The organism is Bacillus altitudinis 41KF2b (assembly GCF_000691145.1).
In the GTDB taxonomy this organism is placed as follows: Bacteria; Bacillota; Bacilli; order Bacillales; family Bacillaceae; genus Bacillus; species Bacillus altitudinis.
In genome coordinates this window covers 94,176-112,666 of the sequence record NZ_ASJC01000004.1, presented here as the reverse complement: position 1 = coordinate 112,666, position 18,491 = coordinate 94,176, and the positions used below count along the sequence as shown (strand labels likewise).

At 41.7% G+C, this 18,491-nt stretch carries 22 protein-coding genes; 21 read left to right on the top strand and 1 reads right to left on the bottom strand.

Features of this window, described 5'->3' with window-relative positions; translation table 11 throughout:
* Positions 1-76 precede the first annotated feature (76 nt).
* The 16 genes from BA79_RS08895 (at position 77) to BA79_RS08820 (ending at position 13,017) form a co-directional block, all read left to right on the top strand.
* Positions 77-1,129, top strand: a complete 1,053-nt coding sequence (locus BA79_RS08895) for an L-threonylcarbamoyladenylate synthase (RefSeq protein ID WP_081826986.1) — start codon at positions 77-79, stop codon at positions 1,127-1,129.
* 60 nt (positions 1,130-1,189) lie between these two features.
* Positions 1,190-1,744: a manganese efflux pump MntP gene (locus tag BA79_RS08890; protein ID WP_035702305.1), complete on the top strand. Its 555-nt coding sequence runs from the start codon at positions 1,190-1,192 to the stop codon at positions 1,742-1,744.
* 63 nt (positions 1,745-1,807) lie between these two features.
* Complete coding sequence (locus tag BA79_RS08885; RefSeq protein ID WP_017360042.1) at positions 1,808-2,266, top strand: low molecular weight protein arginine phosphatase; 459 nt, start codon at positions 1,808-1,810, stop codon at positions 2,264-2,266.
* A gap of 141 nt (positions 2,267-2,407) precedes the next feature.
* Positions 2,408-2,857, top strand: coding sequence for a ribose 5-phosphate isomerase B (rpiB, locus tag BA79_RS08880; protein WP_003214714.1), 450 nt, complete (start codon positions 2,408-2,410; stop codon positions 2,855-2,857).
* Positions 2,858-2,869: 12 nt separating this feature from the next.
* Positions 2,870-3,409 (top strand): TIGR01440 family protein, encoded by a 540-nt coding sequence (locus BA79_RS08875; RefSeq protein WP_007497644.1) that lies wholly within the window; start codon positions 2,870-2,872, stop codon positions 3,407-3,409.
* Between the two features lie 177 nt (positions 3,410-3,586).
* Complete coding sequence (gene glyA / locus BA79_RS08870) at positions 3,587-4,834, top strand: serine hydroxymethyltransferase (RefSeq protein ID WP_026050167.1); 1,248 nt, start codon at positions 3,587-3,589, stop codon at positions 4,832-4,834.
* Positions 4,835-4,981: 147 nt separating this feature from the next.
* Positions 4,982-5,611: a uracil phosphoribosyltransferase gene (gene upp / locus BA79_RS08865; protein ID WP_003214553.1), complete on the top strand. Its 630-nt coding sequence runs from the start codon at positions 4,982-4,984 to the stop codon at positions 5,609-5,611.
* A gap of 498 nt (positions 5,612-6,109) precedes the next feature.
* Positions 6,110-6,493, top strand: coding sequence for an ATP synthase subunit I (locus BA79_RS08860; protein WP_007497639.1), 384 nt, complete (start codon positions 6,110-6,112; stop codon positions 6,491-6,493).
* Between the two features lie 7 nt (positions 6,494-6,500).
* Positions 6,501-7,235: a F0F1 ATP synthase subunit A gene (gene atpB, locus BA79_RS08855; protein WP_007497637.1), complete on the top strand. Its 735-nt coding sequence runs from the start codon at positions 6,501-6,503 to the stop codon at positions 7,233-7,235.
* A 48-nt stretch (positions 7,236-7,283) separates the two neighbouring features.
* A complete protein-coding gene (gene atpE / locus BA79_RS08850) occupies positions 7,284-7,496 on the top strand; it encodes a F0F1 ATP synthase subunit C (protein ID WP_003214968.1) in 213 nt (70 codons plus the stop codon).
* A 120-nt stretch (positions 7,497-7,616) separates the two neighbouring features.
* Positions 7,617-8,129 (top strand): F0F1 ATP synthase subunit B, encoded by a 513-nt coding sequence (atpF, locus tag BA79_RS08845; RefSeq protein WP_007497634.1) that lies wholly within the window; start codon positions 7,617-7,619, stop codon positions 8,127-8,129.
* Complete coding sequence (locus tag BA79_RS08840; protein ID WP_007497632.1) at positions 8,126-8,671, top strand: F0F1 ATP synthase subunit delta; 546 nt, start codon at positions 8,126-8,128, stop codon at positions 8,669-8,671. Before atpF ends, BA79_RS08840 begins: the two co-directional genes overlap by 4 nt.
* Positions 8,672-8,687: 16 nt before the next feature.
* Positions 8,688-10,196, top strand: a complete 1,509-nt coding sequence (gene atpA / locus BA79_RS08835; protein WP_008343398.1) for a F0F1 ATP synthase subunit alpha — start codon at positions 8,688-8,690, stop codon at positions 10,194-10,196.
* A gap of 88 nt (positions 10,197-10,284) precedes the next feature.
* Entirely contained in the window at positions 10,285-11,151 is an 867-nt protein-coding gene (locus BA79_RS08830) for a F0F1 ATP synthase subunit gamma (protein WP_017368206.1), read from the top strand.
* Positions 11,152-11,175: 24 nt separating this feature from the next.
* Positions 11,176-12,597 (top strand): F0F1 ATP synthase subunit beta, encoded by a 1,422-nt coding sequence (gene atpD, locus BA79_RS08825; RefSeq protein ID WP_008343395.1) that lies wholly within the window; start codon positions 11,176-11,178, stop codon positions 12,595-12,597.
* Between the two features lie 24 nt (positions 12,598-12,621).
* The gene (locus BA79_RS08820; protein ID WP_008343393.1) at positions 12,622-13,017 is read left to right on the top strand and encodes a F0F1 ATP synthase subunit epsilon; all 396 of its coding nucleotides are present in this window, start codon (positions 12,622-12,624) and stop codon (positions 13,015-13,017) included.
* Between the two features lie 41 nt (positions 13,018-13,058).
* On the opposite strand, the gene BA79_RS08815 is transcribed toward BA79_RS08820, so the two are convergent.
* On the bottom strand, positions 13,059-13,532 hold the full coding sequence (locus BA79_RS08815; protein WP_019743250.1) for a hypothetical protein: 474 nt from the start codon (positions 13,530-13,532) through the stop codon (positions 13,059-13,061).
* A gap of 170 nt (positions 13,533-13,702) precedes the next feature.
* Here BA79_RS08815 and BA79_RS08810 point away from each other — a divergent pair, with 170 nt between their 5' ends.
* The 5 genes from BA79_RS08810 to BA79_RS08790 all read left to right on the top strand — a co-directional run bounded on the left by BA79_RS08810 (position 13,703) and on the right by BA79_RS08790 (position 18,437).
* Entirely contained in the window at positions 13,703-13,933 is a 231-nt protein-coding gene (locus BA79_RS08810) for a DUF1146 family protein (protein WP_008343389.1), read from the top strand.
* Positions 13,934-14,061: 128 nt separating this feature from the next.
* A complete protein-coding gene (locus BA79_RS08805; RefSeq protein ID WP_008343385.1) occupies positions 14,062-14,796 on the top strand; it encodes a YwmB family TATA-box binding protein in 735 nt (244 codons plus the stop codon).
* A 32-nt stretch (positions 14,797-14,828) separates the two neighbouring features.
* Complete coding sequence (murA, locus tag BA79_RS08800) at positions 14,829-16,136, top strand: UDP-N-acetylglucosamine 1-carboxyvinyltransferase (protein ID WP_007497616.1); 1,308 nt, start codon at positions 14,829-14,831, stop codon at positions 16,134-16,136.
* Between the two features lie 255 nt (positions 16,137-16,391).
* The gene (spoIID, locus tag BA79_RS08795; protein WP_008343381.1) at positions 16,392-17,414 is read left to right on the top strand and encodes a stage II sporulation protein D; all 1,023 of its coding nucleotides are present in this window, start codon (positions 16,392-16,394) and stop codon (positions 17,412-17,414) included.
* A 324-nt stretch (positions 17,415-17,738) separates the two neighbouring features.
* Positions 17,739-18,437, top strand: a complete 699-nt coding sequence (locus BA79_RS08790; RefSeq protein WP_080934067.1) for a VWA domain-containing protein — start codon at positions 17,739-17,741, stop codon at positions 18,435-18,437.
* Positions 18,438-18,491: the final 54 nt, after the last annotated feature.

The window sequence follows — 18,491 nt, the reverse complement described above, 5'->3', positions numbered from 1 at the left end:
GCATCATCTTTTATACTTTCAAAAGGATAATTGAGATATATCAACAGTTTTATCTTTTTTAAAAGGAGTTTGTATGATGTTAAATACAAAAAGGTGGTCTGTGGATTTAAAAAAGGATTTATCCACATACTATCCACAAATTGAACAAGCAGCTCTGTTGTTGCGGCAGAATGAAGTGGTCGCTTTTCCGACAGAAACGGTTTATGGACTAGGGGCAAATGCAAAAGAGACAGAGGCTGTGAAGAAAATTTATGAAGCGAAAGGACGCCCAAGTGATAATCCGTTGATTGTTCACATTGCGGACGTTCAACAGCTTCATGAATTTGCGCAAATAGAAAATGAAAAAGTAACAGCGCTGATGGATGCCTTTTGGCCAGGCGCTCTCACCATTGTTCTACCTTGTAAGCCGGGCACATTATCAAAGCAGGTGACGGCAGGTTTATCTACAGTAGGCGTAAGAATGCCTGATCATCCTGTTGCGCTTGAACTCATCCGAGCAGCTGGTCTGCCAATTGCCGCGCCTAGTGCCAACCGTTCGGGAAAACCGTCGCCGACACTTGCGGATCATGTCGCGAGTGATCTTGATGGGAAAATTGCAGGCATTGTCGATGGTGGTTCAACAGGTATTGGCGTGGAGTCAACGGTTGTATCTTGTGTAGACGAGATTCCAGTGATCTTAAGGCCGGGCGGTATTACAAAAGAAGCATTAGAAGAGGTCGTAGGAACGGTCAACACGGATCCAGGGTTGACGAAAAAGGATGAGGCGCCAGTATCGCCGGGAATGAAATATACACATTATGCACCTGAAGCACAAATGTATATATTTCATGGAAGTGATGAAGACATGCAGCTGCACATTCAGAAGTACCGAGCTGAAGGACTAAAAGTAGGTGTGCTGACGACAGAAGAAAAGAAGGAATGGTTTGCGGCGGATGTTATCTTTAGCTGTGGATGGAGAGAAAAGCCTGAAACGGTTGCGGCAAACTTATATCGTGTGCTAAGACAATTTGACGAAACGGACGTAGACTTGATCATTTCAGAAGCCTTCTCAGAGCAGGGAGTTGGTTCTGCGATCATGAACCGTCTGCAAAAAGCGGCAGGAGGGCGCACTCTCTCTTCATTCAAATAGTTCTATCCTCTCTTGGACAAACATAGGTTAAAGGAGAATGCGTGTCCAAGGGGGATTTACATGAATGAACTAGCTGGCGAATTGCTGACACTCAGTATCATGGCTTTTGCACTTGGAATGGATGCCTTTTCGGTTGGACTCGGCATGGGGATGATTCAGCTGAGATTCCGCCAAATCCTTTATATTGGACTTGTCATTGGGATATTTCATATGTTTATGCCTCTTTTTGGCATGCTAACAGGTCAGCTTTTATCTGGCTGGCTTGGGCTCCTAGCAACCTATATAGGCGGGGCGCTGCTTTTGGTGCTGGGTCTGCAAATGATCATCGCTTCTATCCGAAAAGAAGATAAGCCATTTATCGCACCTGTTGGGGCCGGTCTCGTTCTTTTTGCAACAAGTGTGAGTTTAGATAGTTTTTCCGTTGGCTTAAGCCTGGGGATTTACGGTTCTCGGGTGTTGATGACCATTTTATTGTTTGGCTTTTTTAGTATGATGCTCACATGGCTTGGATTATTACTCGGTAAACAGGTTCGGTCATGGGTAGGTTCATACAGCGGGGTGCTTGGCGGATTGATTTTACTAGCCTTTGGAATCAAATTATTATTTCCGCTCTAGCCTGTCTCCTTACATAACATGTAGAATGAAATGCTATATAATAGAAGAAAAGGAGGTCGAAAGATGAATATCTTATTTGTTTGTACGGGAAATACTTGCAGAAGTCCGATGGCTCAAGCCCTTTTTTCCTCCATTGCAGATGAAAAAGGCTTACAGGTCACTGTAAAATCAGCGGGCATCTTCGCCTCTGATGCAGGGAAGGCTTCTCCTCAAGCAGTCGAAGCATTATTTGAGAAAAGCATTCCACTGAATCACTCGTCGTCTAAACTAACAGAAGAACTTCTTCATGAAGCAGATTATGTCTTCACCATGACGATTCAGCATAAACAGTTGATTGTGGAGCAATATGCTCATGTGAAAGACAAGGTCTTCACTCTAAAAGAATTTGCGACAGGATCAGAAGGTGACGTGTCGGATCCATTTGGAGGGAGCCTCTCCATTTATCAGGAGACACGAGATGAACTAGAAACGCTATTGTATCAACTTGCTAAAAAGCTTAAACAGGATCATAAATCCTCATAAATGGACAACCTGTAAAACCGTTGCGCAAACGGTTTTTCTGCTTTTGTTTGCAAATGACTAGGCAGAGGTTAAAATATAACTGTAAATAAAGAATGAATGTAAGACATGACAGATTAACTCACCCTTAGGAGGAATTGCCCGATGAAAGTAGCCATTGCATCCGATCACGGCGGAACGAATATTCGTGAAGAAATCAAACAACTAATGGATGAATTAAAGATTGAATACATTGATATGGGTTGTGAATGTGGATCAGGTTCTGTAGACTACCCTGACTATGCTTTTCCTGTAGCCAATATGGTGGCAAACGGGGAAGTCGATCGAGGCATTTTGATTTGCGGGACAGGTATCGGTATGAGCATTTCAGCAAACAAAGTGAAAGGCATCCGCTGTGCACTGGCGCATGATACATTCAGTGCAAAGGCGACGAGAGAACATAACGATACAAATGTTCTTGCGATGGGAGAACGAGTCATTGGACCAGGACTGGCAAGAGAGATTGCTCACATTTGGCTGACAACAGAATTTACTGCAGGACGTCATGCTGTGCGGATTGGTAAAATCGCTGATTACGAAGAAAAGCACTTGTAAGGAGCGCTTAACATGAACATTGGTCAAGATTGGCTTGAAATGTTAAAAGAGTTTCATCAAACAGTTGAACTGCGAGCTGGCCACATTTTAGTGATTGGCTGCAGTACGTCAGAAGTGGCTGGCGAGCACATTGGGACAGCGGGAAGTGAGCAAATTGCTGAAGCTATTTATCAAGAGCTCGATCAACTGAGACGCGAGACAGGAATTGAATTGGCCTTCCAATGCTGCGAGCATTTGAATCGTGCCCTCGTTGTGGAAGAAGAGGTGGCGTACCGGCTTAACTTAGAGATTGTAGCGGCAGTACCTGTCCGTAAGGCGGGTGGTTCTATGGCGGCTCATGCGTATCAGCAAATGGAACACCCTGTGCTGGTTGAATCCATTTCAGCACATGCAGGTATTGATATCGGTGATACATTCATCGGCATGCACTTAAAGCGGGTAGCCGTACCGGTCCGTCTCAGCCGTCATCAATTAGGACAAGCACATGTGACGTTTGCAAAAACTCGTCCAAAGCTGATTGGCGGAGAACGAGCCGTTTATACAAGATCATAGTTCGGATATATTTCTAATATAATGTTGAATGATGAAGACGCTTCACCCTTTGAATATTCGGGTTTTCATAAAAAAGAAGTCGATTTTCCAAAAAAAACTTTTACATTTTACTCAAAAACCGTGTACAATGAGATGGTGAAAACATCGAATGGAAATAGATTGGAGAGGATTTCGCTGATGAAACATTTACCTGAGCAAGACGCACAAGTATTCAAAGCAATTCAACTAGAGCGGAAACGCCAGCAGGACAAAATCGAATTAATTGCATCAGAAAACTTCGTAAGCGAAGCAGTCATGGAAGCGCAGGGCTCTGTCTTAACAAACAAATATGCAGAAGGTTACCCTGGTAAACGTTACTATGGCGGCTGTGAACATGTAGACGTTGTAGAAGATATCGCACGTGACCGCGCAAAAGAAATTTTTGGCGCTGAGTATGTGAACGTACAGCCTCACTCAGGAGCTCAAGCGAATATGGCCGTATACTTTACAATCCTTGAGCATGGCGATACAGTGCTAGGCATGAACTTATCACATGGCGGGCATTTAACACATGGAAGCCCTGTAAACTTTAGCGGCGTACAGTACAACTTTGTAGAATACGGTGTAGATAAAGAAACACAACATATCGACTACCAAGATGTACTTGAAAAAGCACGTGAGCATAAGCCGAAACTAATCGTAGCGGGGGCAAGTGCTTACCCACGTCAAATTGATTTCAAAAAGTTCCGTGAAATTGCCGATGAAGTCGGTGCTTACTTTATGGTAGACATGGCTCACATCGCGGGTCTTGTTGCAGCAGGTCTTCATCCAAATCCAGTTCCTTACGCTGATTTTGTGACAACGACAACTCACAAAACATTGCGCGGACCTCGCGGCGGAATGATTCTATGCCGTGAAGAGTTTGGTAAAAAGATCGACAAATCGATCTTCCCTGGTATTCAAGGTGGACCACTCATGCATGTGATCTCTGCAAAAGCTGTTTCTTTCGGTGAAGTATTGAACGGAGATTTCAAAACATATGCACAAAACGTGATTGATAACGCAAAACAACTAGCTGAAACACTTTTATCTGAGGATATTCAGCTTGTATCTGGTGGAACAGACAACCATCTTGTTCTCATCGACTTGCGCTCTCTTGGCATTACAGGAAAAATTGCAGAAAACGTTCTTGATGAAATTGGTATCACAGTGAACAAAAATGCGATTCCTTATGATCCAGAGAAACCATTTGTTACAAGTGGTGTACGTGTAGGTACAGCAGCAGTGACAAGCCGTGGCTTCGATCAAGAAGCGATGAAAGAAGTCGGTTCCATTATTGCGCTTGCTCTGAAACATCATGAAGATGAAGCGAAATTAGAAGAGGCGAAAAAGCGTGTATCTGATCTGACAGCTCGTTTCCCTCTATATCATGAATTAGATTATTAAAATGCAGACCCATTTGCCTATTTTTGGCATGTGGGTTTTTTTTGTAGGATTTGCGAATCATATTGAAAGATGATGTCTTTTTATGTAGAATTGTAGGAAGTGTGCAAAGTTCACCGGAAGATGACAGAAAAGGAGTTGTAGCAAGCAATGGCAAAGGTTTATGTATTTGATCACCCGCTTATTCAGCACAAACTTACATATATTCGTGACGTTCATACAGGAACAAAAGAATTTAGAGAGCTAGTGGATGAAGTCGCAACATTAATGGCATTTGAAATCACAAGAGACTTACCGCTTGAAGAGGTAGATGTAGAAACACCTGTACAAGTCGCTAAATCAAACGTGATCTCAGGTAAAAAACTCGGAGTTGTGCCGATTTTAAGAGCAGGTCTTGGAATGGTAGACGGGATTTTGAAACTCATTCCAGCTGCCAAAGTGGGACATGTCGGTTTATACCGTGATCCGAAGACATTAAAGCCTGTTGAATATTATGTGAAGCTTCCATCTGATGTGGAAGAGCGTGAATTTATCGTAGTAGACCCAATGCTTGCAACGGGCGGATCAGCAGTAGAAGCATTAAACAGCTTGAAAAAACGCGGTGCGAAAAACATCCGCTTCATGTGTCTGATTGCTGCGCCAGAAGGTGTAGAAGAAATGCAAAAGCATCATCCAGATGTTGATATCTACATTGCAGCATTAGATGAGAAGTTAAACGAAAAAGGTTACATCATCCCAGGTCTTGGTGATGCTGGTGACCGTATGTATGGAACAAAATAAGAATGATTCATGAAAAGCCCACATGCAAACGTGCATGTGGGCTTTTTTGAAAAATATGACAAACGGTTGATATCGTTCTTAGAAAAATCAATGTATACTGAACATTAGCAGTTTTTTTGAATGAATGTCACATCTCTCCTAAAGTTTGATGAAATTGTGAACATTTTGTGTGCTCTCTCATTATAGAAAAGTTTTTTAACTTTCAACGGATTGACACATCATAGACGCTATTGTATGCTAAACGAGGGTATTATGGTAAGGTTTTCATAGCCTATAGCACTCTACTAATCCTCATTGTGAACCCTTTAATAATCAGGGTTTGTATCAGCGAATGAAGCAGAATCCCATAGATCTAAAGATTTCAAGTCTGATTGCACAATTAGACCGATGGGTGATTGATTTTTTTCAAACAGGACGGCTTATCATAAGCGTCTTCTACGCAGTTTTCATCACCATTTATCACCTTTTTTACAATATTTTTCATCGGGAGTCAGATGAATGAACGATCCAAACGTCATTTTCCGCAGACAGAGTAAATATATGTTCTATTTATTGGCAATTTTTGTGTTTGGCTATGCCATGCCTGGTTTTAAACCACTGTTTCTTGGTTTCATTATCGGCACAATTTTTGCTTTCTTTAATTTATTCCTGCTTATTCGGAGAATGCATGCTTTTGATCGAGCAGTTAAAAAAGGAAAATCTATTCGTTCAATGGGAAGTACAGCCAGGTGGGCCAACGCAATTCTCGCAGTAGCGATTGCTTGGCGTTACCCTAACGAAGTTCATCTGGCAGGTGTTGTTATAGGATTAATGACAATATATCCTGTCATTATGATAGATTCCTTCATTCAACTTAAACGTTCTACTATGGAAGAGAGGTGAATACTCTTTGGGTCACAGTTCAAAAACTACAGAATTTTTAGGGTTAACGTTCAACTTATCCAATGTTCTCATGATTACGATTGCTAGTATCATCGTTCTTCTCATAGCGGTGCTGACTACTCGTGTTCTGGCTATTCGTCCGACAAAGGCGCAGAACTTCATGGAATGGATTGTTGATTTTGTTCGAAATATCATAGGTAGTTCGATGGACATGAAAACAGGAGCCCCATTTCTAGCGCTTGGCGTTACATTACTCATGTACATATTTGTTTCAAACATGCTTGGACTGCCATTCTCGATTACGGTCGATCACAACTTATGGTGGAAATCACCAACTGCTGATCCTGCAATCACAATGACACTAGCGGTTATGGTCATGGGATTGACACACTACTATGGTGTTAAAGCAAAAGGAGTCAAGGAATATACAAAAGACTACTTTAGACCAATCCCACTTTTAGTACCGCTGAAAATTATTGAAGAATTTGCAAACACATTAACACTTGGTTTGCGTCTTTATGGAAATATTTTCGCTGGAGAGATTCTTCTTGGTTTACTTGCAGGACTTGCGACTAATTTCTATTCGCAAAACCTTGCACTAGGTATCATTGGTACATTAGGTGCCATCGTGCCGATGATTGTATGGCAGGCATTCAGTTTGTTTGTCGGAACCATCCAGGCATTTATCTTCACCATGCTGACAATGGTGTATATCTCCCATAAAGTCAGCGACGAACACTAAAAAATTGAGAGTCCAAAAAGGACGTTATTTTAAAGGAGGAGCTTTTTAATGAATTTAATAGCAGCAGCAATTGCAATCGGTTTAGGAGCACTAGGAGCAGGTATTGGTAACGGTCTAATCGTATCTAAAACAGTAGAAGGAATCGCTCGTCAGCCAGAAGCTGGTAGAGAACTAAGAACACTTATGTTCATCGGGGTAGCTTTAGTTGAGGCACTTCCAATTATCGCTGTCGTTATCGCATTCTTGGCATTCTTTGGTTAATATGTGAGAAGCGTTCTAATATGAATTTTAATGGCGAAGATCAGATTAGTTCGAAACTTCGCCATTCCTTTATGTTTTGTTTCTTAACATATTATTTAAAGAAGGGAGTTGCCGTACTAAATGTCTCAGTTACCAGTAGTTTTAGGAGCAGGTCTAAACACCGGAGATATCATATTCCAGCTGATCGCTATGCTCATCCTGCTTGCACTTTTAAAGAAATTTGCGCTTAAGCCTTTATTAGGGATTATGAAACAGCGTGAAGATTATATAGGAAATGAAATTTCAAGTGCTGAAGAAAAGCACGTTCAAGCTGAAAAGCTTCTTGAAGAACAACGTGTCTTATTGAAAGAAGCACGCGAAGAATCACATACACTCATCGAAAATGCGAAAAAGATTGGTGAGAAACAAAAAGAAGATATCATTCAAGCAGCGCGTCAAGAATCAGAGCGCTTGAAAGAGTCTGCTAGAACTGAAATCGTGAAAGAAAAAGAACAAGCTGTGGCTGCACTGCGAGAGCAAGTTGCATCACTTTCTGTATTAATTGCTTCTAAAGTGATTGAAAAAGAACTTGATGAGCAAGCACAAGAGAAATTGATCCAAGAGTATCTTAAAGAGGCAGGCGAAAGCCGATGAGCGTGACTATTGTCTCTAAGCGTTACGCTTCTGCTCTTTTTGACATCGTTCTTGCTTCTTCGGCAGTAGACGAAACTGAAAAAGAGCTGAATGAGATCAAAAAAGTTCTGAAGGCTGACCAAGAATTAAATGACTTTCTTGTTCATCCGAAGATTACGGCAGACAAAAAGAAACATCTGATTGCAGAAGCTTTCAAAGGTGTTTCGACATATGTTTTGCACACAATGTATTTACTGATTGACCGCGGGCGCACGAATATTTTTCCTGAAATGGCGTCTGAGTTTGTGAAACTTGCAAACCGTACGAAACAAATAGACGATGCGATCGTGTATTCAGTTAAACCGCTCAGCGGAGCTGAAATTCAATCTTTATCTGAAGTATTTGCCAAAAAAGCCGGAGTCACATCACTGCGTGTAGAAAACGTGATTGACAAGGATCTAATAGGCGGAGTGAAAATCCGTATCGGAAACCGCATTTATGACGGCAGTGTTAGCGGAAAGCTTTCCCGCATTGAACGTCAGCTTGCAGGCGAAAATCGTTAGAAGGGGTGAAACCTTAGTGAGTATCAAAGCTGAAGAGATTAGCGCGCTGATAAAGCAGCAAATCCAAAACTATCAATCTGAAATTGAAGTAAAAGATGTCGGTACAGTCATTCAAGTAGGGGACGGTATCGCGCGTGTACATGGCCTTGACAACATTATGGCAGGAGAGCTTGTTGAGTTCTCTAACGGTGTAATGGGTATGGCTCAAAACCTTGAGGAGTCTAACGTAGGTATCGTAATCTTAGGACCTTACAAAGATATCCGTGAAGGTGACGACGTAAAACGTACAGGTCGTATCATGGAGGTTCCAGTAGGAGAAGAGTTAATCGGACGTATTGTGAACCCACTTGGTCAGCCTGTTGATGGACTAGGTCCAATTTTAACAAGCAAAACACGTCCAATCGAAAGTGAAGCACCAGGCGTTATGGATCGTAAATCGGTACATGAGCCGCTTCAAACGGGAATTAAAGCAATTGATGCCTTGATTCCAATCGGACGCGGACAGCGTGAATTGATCATTGGGGACCGTCAAACAGGTAAAACATCTGTTGCAATTGATACGATCCTTAACCAAAAAGATCAAGACATGATCTGTATCTATGTAGCGATCGGACAAAAAGAATCAACTGTTCGTGGTGTTGTTGAAACACTTCGTAAGCATGGTGCGCTTGACTACACAATCGTTGTCACAGCTTCTGCATCACAGCCAGCTCCACTTCTTTACCTTGCTCCTTATGCAGGTGTAACGATGGGTGAGGAATTCATGTATAACGGCAAGCATGTGCTTGTTGTGTATGATGACCTTTCTAAACAAGCGGCAGCTTACCGTGAGCTTTCATTATTGCTTCGTCGTCCTCCAGGCCGTGAAGCATTCCCTGGTGATGTTTTCTATCTTCACTCTCGTTTATTAGAGCGTGCAGCGAAGCTTAGTGATGAAAAGGGTGGCGGTTCTATCACAGCATTGCCTTTCGTAGAAACGCAAGCTGGTGATATCTCTGCATATATCCCAACAAACGTTATCTCAATCACAGATGGACAGATCTTCTTACAATCTGATCTCTTCTTCTCAGGCGTACGTCCAGCGGTAAACGCAGGATTGTCTGTATCTCGTGTAGGTGGTTCTGCACAAATCAAAGCGATGAAAAAGGTAGCAGGTACACTTCGTCTGGATCTTGCTTCTTATCGTGAGCTTGAAGCATTCGCTCAGTTTGGATCTGATCTAGACCAAGCGACTCAAGCCAAATTAAACCGTGGTGCTAGAACAGTTGAAGTCTTAAAACAAGACTTGAACAAACCGCTGAAAGTTGAAAAACAAGTAGCGATTCTTTATGCACTGACAAGAGGATACTTAGATGATGTAGCGATTGCTGATGTCAAACGCTTTGAAGCTGAGTTATTCATGTACATTGAAGAAAACCATAAAGACTTGTTTGACACAATCTCTCAAACAGGAAACATGCCTGCTGATGAAGAGTGGAAAGCAGCGATCGAAGGCTTTAAACGTACGTTTGCACCAAGCAACTAATTAGTAATCTTTCCGAGAGAAAAAGATTCTCTTTTTCTCTCTTTTCACGTAAATGAACACGGATTCCTGAAAAAAGGTGGTGAAATCTTTGGCCTCATTACGCGATATTAAGTCAAGGATCACGTCAACAAAAAAATCGAGTCAGATCACAAAAGCGATGCAAATGGTATCAGCTGCGAAACTGAATCGTGCTGAAAATAATGCGAAGTCCTTTGTTCCTTACATGGAGAAAATCCAAGAAGTCGTTGCGGCAATCGCAACTGGAACAAGTGCTAAGCACCCAATGCTTTTTTCAAGACCTGTTAAGAAAACAGGGTATCTCGTCATTACATCTGATCGAGGACTTGCAGGACCTTTTAACAGCTCGATTTTACGTGCCGCTTACCAAGCCATTCAATCTCGTCATCAATCTGCTGATGAATATGCGGTGATTGTGATTGGTAAAATCGGACGCGACTTCTTCAAAAAGCGTGGTATTCCAGTTATTTCTGAAGTAACAGGGCTTGGAGACGAAGTAGCGTTTGCTGATATTAAAGAATTAGCAAGCAGTACAGTGCAAATGTTCTCTGATGAAGCGTTTGATGAGCTTTACATGTTCTATAACCATTTCGTCAGTGCCATTTCACAAGAAGTAACAGAGAAAAAATTATTGCCGCTAACGGACCTTTCGGCCGCAGCGACACCAAATAAACGTTCCGCATCTTATGAGTTTGAGCCTTCTGAAGAAGAAATTCTTGAAGTTCTCCTTCCTCAATATGCAGAGAGTTTGATTTTCGGTGCGCTTCTTGACAGCAAAGCAAGTGAACATGCTGCAAGGATGACAGCAATGAAGAGTGCAACAGACAACGCAAAAGAATTGATCGACAGCCTGACACTCTCTTACAACCGTGCTCGTCAAGCAGCGATTACACAAGAGATTACAGAAATTGTCGGCGGAGCAGCTGCCTTAGAATAGAAATAATTGTCAGGAGGGAATGCAATGAAAACAGGACGCATCAGTCAGATCATGGGACCAGTCGTAGACGTTCGTTTTGAAGACGGTCACTTGCCTGAGATTTATAATGCGATCAAAGTTTCGCATAAAGCGGAAAGCGAAAGTGAAGTTGATATCGACTTAACTTTAGAAGTAGCACTACATTTAGGTGATGATACAGTGAGAACCATCGCAATGGCATCAACAGACGGTGTGAAGCGCGGTATGGAAGCTGTAGACCTTGGAAAACCAATTTCAGTACCAGTTGGTAACGTAACACTTGGACGTGTATTCAACGTACTGGGAGATAACATTGACTTAGATGAGCCACTTGGTGTGGAAGCGCAAAGAGACCCAATCCACAGACAAGCGCCTTCTTTTGATCAACTTTCTACAGAAGTTGAAATTCTTGAAACAGGTATCAAAGTTGTTGACCTTCTTGCTCCTTACATCAAAGGTGGAAAGATCGGTCTATTCGGTGGAGCCGGTGTTGGTAAAACCGTTCTGATTCAAGAATTGATCAACAACATCGCACAAGAACACGGCGGTATTTCTGTATTCGCTGGTGTTGGAGAGCGTACACGTGAAGGAAATGACCTTTACTACGAAATGAAAGATTCTGGCGTTATCGAAAAAACAGCGATGGTCTTCGGCCAAATGAACGAGCCACCAGGTGCACGTATGCGTGTAGCTCTAACTGGTTTGACAATGGCAGAGCATTTCCGTGATGAACAAGGTCAAGACGTATTGTTCTTCATCGATAACATCTATCGTTTTACACAAGCAGGTTCTGAAGTATCAGCCCTTCTTGGACGTATGCCTTCAGCGGTAGGTTATCAGCCAACTCTTGCAACAGAAATGGGTCAGCTTCAAGAGCGTATCACGTCTACAAACGTAGGATCGGTTACATCGATTCAAGCGATCTATGTACCTGCGGATGACTATACAGATCCAGCTCCAGCTACAACGTTCGCTCACCTTGATGCAACGACAAACCTTGAGCGTAAGTTGACAGAGATGGGGATTTACCCAGCGGTAGATCCACTTGCTTCAACATCTCGTGCCCTTGCACCTGAGATTGTTGGCGAAGAGCATTATGCGATCGCGCGTGAAGTTCAGCAAACATTGCAACGTTATAAAGAATTGCAAGATATCATTGCCATTTTAGGTATGGATGAATTATCTGAGGACGATAAGCTTGTGGTACACAGAGCTCGTCGTGTTCAATTCTTCCTATCTCAAAACTTCCACGTAGCAGAACAGTTCACTGGCCAAAAAGGTTCTTATGTGCCATTGCAAGAAACTGTTAAAGGCTTCAAGGAAATCTTATCTGGTAAATACGATCACCTTCCAGAAGATGCATTCCGCTTAGTCGGTCGCATTGAAGAAGTGGTTGAAAAAGCCAAAGAGATGGGTGTAGAGGCCTAATCTGGTCCTTAGGAGGGTAAAAGCATGAAGACCGTTCAAGTCAATATCGTTACTCCCGACGGCCCAGTGTATGAAGCGGATGTGGAAATGGTCAGTGTAAGAGCAGAAAGCGGTGAGCTTGGAATTTTAGCTGGCCACGTTCCAATGGTTGCTCCGCTAAAAATCGGTGCAGTTCGCTTAAAACATAGTGGATCAACTGAATTGGTTGCAGTAAGCGGTGGATTTGTTGAAGTTCGCCCCGAAAAAGTAACCATTCTTGCTCAGGCTGCTGAAACATCAGACAAAGTTGATGTCGATCGTGCAAAATCAGCGAAACAGCGTGCTGAAGAGCATTTGAACCACCCGAATGAAAGTGATGTACGCAGGGCGGAACTCGCATTAAAACGGGCATTAAACCGTTTAAATGTAGCAGGGAAATAAAACAGAAAATCCTTCTTATCATTGCGATAAGAAGGATTTTTTTAGGATGACATGAGAGACTGATACATCGACACATACGGATGAGATGCTTGCTTTTCAAGATATAAATGCTCGCAAAAATGCGTACTATGCCACGTTTTATTGTTTCGGCGCAAGCCAAGGGTATATTGATGCGAAGAGTCCATATAAGGCCGCACGACCCAATCAGCATCTGAATGATGCTTGATGACAACCTCTCCCATGTACACACTCAACATCGCTTCCAATGCATCAATAGGCATTTTCCACTCAGCAAAAAGCTGCTGACGGAAGGCATCGAAGTATAATGACTCTAACTGATAAAGGCTTTCCTCTGAGTAATCCAAAGAAATGTTATGAAAATGACACAATTGTGCTAATTCTTCTAGCTGTGTCTGTCTATAATCAAAGTAGAAAGCAATGGCTTCCCATTCATGTTCAAATGAGGGAACCAGTTCTCCGTACAAATCAACAAAGTCAGGAAAAGAATCTTTCAAATATGATCAGCTCCTTCCACCGCAGTATATCATCTCCTTCGCATCAGAATAAGAGGGGATTCACTCTAAATGTAGCTCTTTTTTCCAAATGATTCATCTTTCCGATTTTGGAGGATATAATGAAAGGGAGTTTTCCTTTACAGAAATCAATAAAAGGAGGATTCAAGTGTATGGAAGACGTAGGACAACAAGCAATTGTCAGTATTGTGATCCACCTATTTTTTATCGCCATTACGTGGTGGGCATTGCTTGCGGTGAATATTGATCCACTGATTAAAAAAGGAAAAATTATTCAAGCTAGATTGCTCATGATGCTGCTCACGATTGCTATTGCATCGGCAGTCAGCAATTTCTTCCTTGATTATTTAAATTTCTCCAGACAAATCCCTTATATGTTTTAACATAAAAGGTTTGGTCACTGCCTTCTGCGGGAACGTAAAAAGAAGTGTCAAAAATATGGCCTTTGATGACTTTTCCACGTATGCATTGATCTCCTTGCGGCAACACTTGTAGCAAGGGGGAATGACAAGTGAGAAAGTATTTAAAAGGTTGGCCATTATTTGCATTTATTCTTTTTTTTGTTCTGATGATTCAAGGTGTTCGGGCGGAAGAAACATCCACGCTCGCCCAAATAGCAGAAGGTATGAAAAACCAGCAAATCGAAGTAAGTGGATGGACGCTTCATGCCAAAACAAATATAGACATTTCATCCGAACAATTTTCAAAAAAAGTGAAACGTTTGAAAGACGAACTACGACAGTATGAGTGGACCGAAAAAAAAGAGAAACATGTCACCAAAGTCACAGGAATTTACAAAGATGAAAAAAATGATACATTATCGAAAATTTTACTCGTGAAGACCGACACAAAATCAAACCAAAAGTCGTATTTATTATATGAGCAAAAAGGTGCTCGCCCACTGAATACCTGGGAGCATACATATGATCAGTTCGTACGTCATGCAAAAAGCATATTACAAGAAAAATTTGTGATTTTTACTTGTCTCGATGGTCATGTAAATGGTATGATGGATGTTGTTTTGCAAAAAAAAGCTGAAATGATAGCAAATGAATTTCAAGCAAAACCAGTTGAGTATCTCGTTGAGTCTAATTTTGTGTCGCTTTCCGCTTACACAGAGAAGTGGGAACAGTTCATTATGACTTCAAATGATAAAATGAATGTTCAAATTGCCATCAGAAGTTCGGAAATGAACGAAAATCATACGATTACGGTTGGCACACCAATCGTAACGACTGAATATTAATATAGAGAATTTGGGACGCGGAGGGGAAGACCTTGGAAAAAATCATCGTCCGCGGCGGTCAAAAGTTAAACGGCACAGTTAAAGTAGAAGGCGCAAAAAATGCCGTTTTACCAGTTATCGCTGCATCTTTGTTAGCAAGTACAGAAAAAAGCGTAATTTGTGATGTACCTACGCTCTCCGATGTATATACAATCAATGAAGTGTTACGTCATTTAGGAGCAGAAGTACATTTTGAAAATAACGAAGTATCAGTAGATGCATCTCATGCACTAGAAACTGAGGCTCCGTTTGAGTACGTCCGTAAAATGAGAGCATCTGTGCTCGTCATGGGACCACTTTTAGCTAGAACAGGTCATGCAAGAGTTGCATTACCTGGTGGTTGTGCGATTGGTTCAAGACCAATTGATCAGCATTTAAAAGGCTTTGAAGCAATGGGAGCTAAAATTCAAGTAGGTAATGGTTTCATCGAGGCTGAAGTAAATGGCCGTTTAAAAGGTGCAAAAATCTATTTGGATTTCCCAAGTGTAGGGGCAACTGAAAACATCATCATGGCAGCAGCATTGGCTGAAGGAACGACGATTTTAGAAAACGTAGCAAAAGAACCTGAAATTGTTGACTTGGCAAACTACATTAATGCCATGGGCGGTAAGGTTCGCGGGGCTGGAACTGGTACAATCAAAATCGAAGGTGTAGAAACACTTCACGGTGCAAAACACAACATCATCCCTGACCGAATTGAAGCTGGTACGTTTATGGTGGCAGCAGCCATTACTGAAGGAAATGTTCTTGTAAAAGGCGCTGTGCCTGAGCACATGACTTCACTTGTGGCAAAAATGGAAGAAATGGGTATTCAGATCATTGAAGAAGAAGAAGGTTTAAGAGTCATTGGACCATCTGAGCTCAAGCCAATCGATCTAAAAACAATGCCGCATCCTGGGTTCCCAACGGATATGCAATCTCAGATGATGGCGCTATTGCTTCGTGCGAACGGAACAAGCATGATCACAGAAACTGTGTTTGAAAATCGTTTTATGCATGCTGAAGAATTCCGCCGCATGAATGGCGATATTAAAATTGAGGGTCGCTCTGTGATTATCAATGGACCTGTTCAACTTCAAGGTGCTGAAGTGGCAGCGACTGATTTAAGAGCAGGAGCAGCACTTGTACTTGCTGGATTAGTGGCAGAAGGTCATACACGTGTCACTGAATTGAAGCATATTGATCGTGGATATGTGAACTTCCACCAAAAACTAGCAGCAATCGGTGCAGATATTGAAAGAGTAAATGATGAATCAGCAGATGTGACACAAGAACAAGTTGTATCAGATCTGAACGCGTAATGATAAAAGAAATCAGTGTGTCCATTTGGGCATGCTGATTTTTTTTAGAATCATAGACTGGTTGCATTTTCAAAAGCTTATCATTAGTGTATCCAATCATTTTAAATTTTATTCATAAAGACGAACAGTCAATCAAATGATGAAGAGCACAAACATATCATCAAAAGACTTGTCCAATGAATGAAAGAAGCTGTCATATTAGCTTGTCCTTGCCCATAGGATAAAAGAGATTCAATGACAAATGGGGGCAGCCAAATGAAACCAATGATATGGACAATCGCAGGAATTTGCATCATCATTTTAATGATTCCAACCTTACTCGTGTTGCCGACGTTCCAAGGAAAACCAGCGGCCAGCCAACACGTAGCAGCAGAACCATCAGTTAAAAAAGAAGTGAAAGGTTCAGTCAAATTGAAACAATCACCCGTCTCCATTCCCGTCTACCGTTCAGCGCATCAGCAGGTAGAAAACATCCCCTTAGAAGAGTATGTGATCGGTGTCGTCGCTTCTGAAATGCCAGCCGATTTTGAAATTGAGGCGCTCAAGGCACAGGCACTCGCCGCTAGAACGTATATCGTCAGACAAATGATCATTGATAAAACCGTCAAATCTCCACAGGGTTCCCTTGTAGATGACACCCAAATGTTCCAAGTGTACAAAAATAAACAGGAACTGAAGAAAATTTGGGGAAAAGCGTACAATTGGAAATTAAAAAAGGTCACAGAAGCGGTCGCCAGTACACAAGGGAAAGTACTGACGTATGACGAAAAACCAATTGATGCTTCCTTCTTTTCGACAAGTAATGGGAAAACCGAAAATGCAGAAGCTTATTGGAAAAATGAAATCCCTTATTTGAAAAGCGTCTCAAGCAAATGGGACGAAAAATCACCCAAATTCCAAAACAAGAAAACCATCACAGTGAGCGAATTTCAGCAAAAACTGGGTGTGACCCTTGGCCAACAGCAGGTGGGAGAAATTGTAGAACGTACACCAGGCAATCAAGTAGCCAAAGCCGTCATTAACGGAAAAACATTGTCGGGTAGAGACATTCGCGAATCACTAGGATTGCACTCTGCGGACTTTACATGGGAACGAAAGGGTCAGCAAATCGTAATTACGACAAAAGGGTATGGCCATGGTGTGGGCATGAGTCAGTATGGTGCACATTATATGGCACAGTCAGGTAAAAAAGTAGAGGCGATCGTGAAACATTATTATCAAGGGATAAAAATTGAATCAGCTGATCGCTTTCTGAACACATATATGGCTAAGAAATAAAAGCAAAGATGCCTCAAAATGGGGGCATCTTTTTTTATGTGTGAAGAGGTTTGAACAGAATGTGACAAATTGCGACTTAAGACGCACCTCAGGAAATCTTAAACATTTACATCCCGACAAGAACCGATGGCCGATACAAAGCCCCTCGAAAGAATGAGAAAACGAGGGTGACAAAAGAGTCTTTAGGTGAAAATATCTAGACATCTGACAGAATTTTAGTGATTTTGATAAAAGAGAAAAAGGGATCGAGTCCTATACCATTCCAAGACAGAATATTTTACGATTAAGATGTTTCAATCAAATACATAAGGAGGAAGGAAAAGCATGTTGAAAAAAGTATTTACACTCGTAACCTTAGCTGTATTGACATTATCAATGTCAATCTCTTCACCAGTATTTGCAGAAGCAGCATCAGCCAAAAAACATAAGAAAGATGTAAGAGTGACGATCTTACTTGATGCAAGTGGAAGTATGGCAAGAAAAGTGGATGGAGAGCGCAAATTCGATTTAGCAAAACAAGAGGTATTTAAATTTGCTCAGTCTCTTCCGAAAGATGCTAAAATCCGTATGAGTTTGTTTGGGTCTGAAGGAAACAACAAAAACTCAGGTAAAGCTCAATCATGTGAAGTCATTAGAGGCGTTTATGGCGTTCAGCCTTATGAAAAGGATAGTTTCGAAAACTCTCTAAACGGTCTTGGACCAAATGGCTGGACACCGATTGCACGTGCTCTTGAAAGTGCAAAGCAAGCAGATAAGCAGCTTCATAAAGGAACAAAACACATTGTGTACTTAATTACTGATGGTGAAGAAACTTGTGGTGGAGATCCAGTGAAAGTAGCGAAAGAGCTTCATAACTCAAAGGGATCTACTGTAGTCAATGTGATTGGATTAGACTTTAACGATGGCTATGAAGGTCAATTGATGCAAGTAGCTAAAGCTGGTAAAGGTCATTACTACCAAGCAAGCACTGGGAAAGAAATGGGTTCTATCCTTACAGCAGAATCATTAAAACTACACGAATAACTTGCTGAAGAAAAGGGAAACGATTGATTGATGCTTTCGTTTCTCTTTTTCTGT

Excerpts from the sequence above, each read along its gene's own strand:
- BA79_RS08895 (WP_081826986.1), top strand. The coding sequence starts at position 77 with ATGTTAAATACAAAAAGGTGGTCTGTGGATTTAAAAAAGGATTTATCC.
- BA79_RS08890 (WP_035702305.1), top strand. The coding sequence starts at position 1,190 with ATGAATGAACTAGCTGGCGAATTGCTGACACTCAGTATCATGGCTTTT.
- BA79_RS08885 (WP_017360042.1), top strand. The coding sequence starts at position 1,808 with ATGAATATCTTATTTGTTTGTACGGGAAATACTTGCAGAAGTCCGATG.
- rpiB (WP_003214714.1), top strand. The coding sequence starts at position 2,408 with ATGAAAGTAGCCATTGCATCCGATCACGGCGGAACGAATATTCGTGAA.
- BA79_RS08875 (WP_007497644.1), top strand. The coding sequence starts at position 2,870 with ATGAACATTGGTCAAGATTGGCTTGAAATGTTAAAAGAGTTTCATCAA.
- glyA (WP_026050167.1), top strand. The coding sequence starts at position 3,587 with ATGAAACATTTACCTGAGCAAGACGCACAAGTATTCAAAGCAATTCAA.
- upp (WP_003214553.1), top strand. The coding sequence starts at position 4,982 with ATGGCAAAGGTTTATGTATTTGATCACCCGCTTATTCAGCACAAACTT.
- BA79_RS08860 (WP_007497639.1), top strand. The coding sequence starts at position 6,110 with ATGAACGATCCAAACGTCATTTTCCGCAGACAGAGTAAATATATGTTC.
- atpE (WP_003214968.1), top strand. The coding sequence starts at position 7,284 with ATGAATTTAATAGCAGCAGCAATTGCAATCGGTTTAGGAGCACTAGGA.
- atpF (WP_007497634.1), top strand. The coding sequence starts at position 7,617 with ATGTCTCAGTTACCAGTAGTTTTAGGAGCAGGTCTAAACACCGGAGAT.
- BA79_RS08840 (WP_007497632.1), top strand. The coding sequence starts at position 8,126 with ATGAGCGTGACTATTGTCTCTAAGCGTTACGCTTCTGCTCTTTTTGAC.
- atpD (WP_008343395.1), top strand. The coding sequence starts at position 11,176 with ATGAAAACAGGACGCATCAGTCAGATCATGGGACCAGTCGTAGACGTT.
- BA79_RS08820 (WP_008343393.1), top strand. The coding sequence starts at position 12,622 with ATGAAGACCGTTCAAGTCAATATCGTTACTCCCGACGGCCCAGTGTAT.
- BA79_RS08810 (WP_008343389.1), top strand. The coding sequence starts at position 13,703 with ATGGAAGACGTAGGACAACAAGCAATTGTCAGTATTGTGATCCACCTA.
- spoIID (WP_008343381.1), top strand. The coding sequence starts at position 16,392 with ATGAAACCAATGATATGGACAATCGCAGGAATTTGCATCATCATTTTA.
- BA79_RS08790 (WP_080934067.1), top strand. The coding sequence starts at position 17,739 with ATGTTGAAAAAAGTATTTACACTCGTAACCTTAGCTGTATTGACATTA.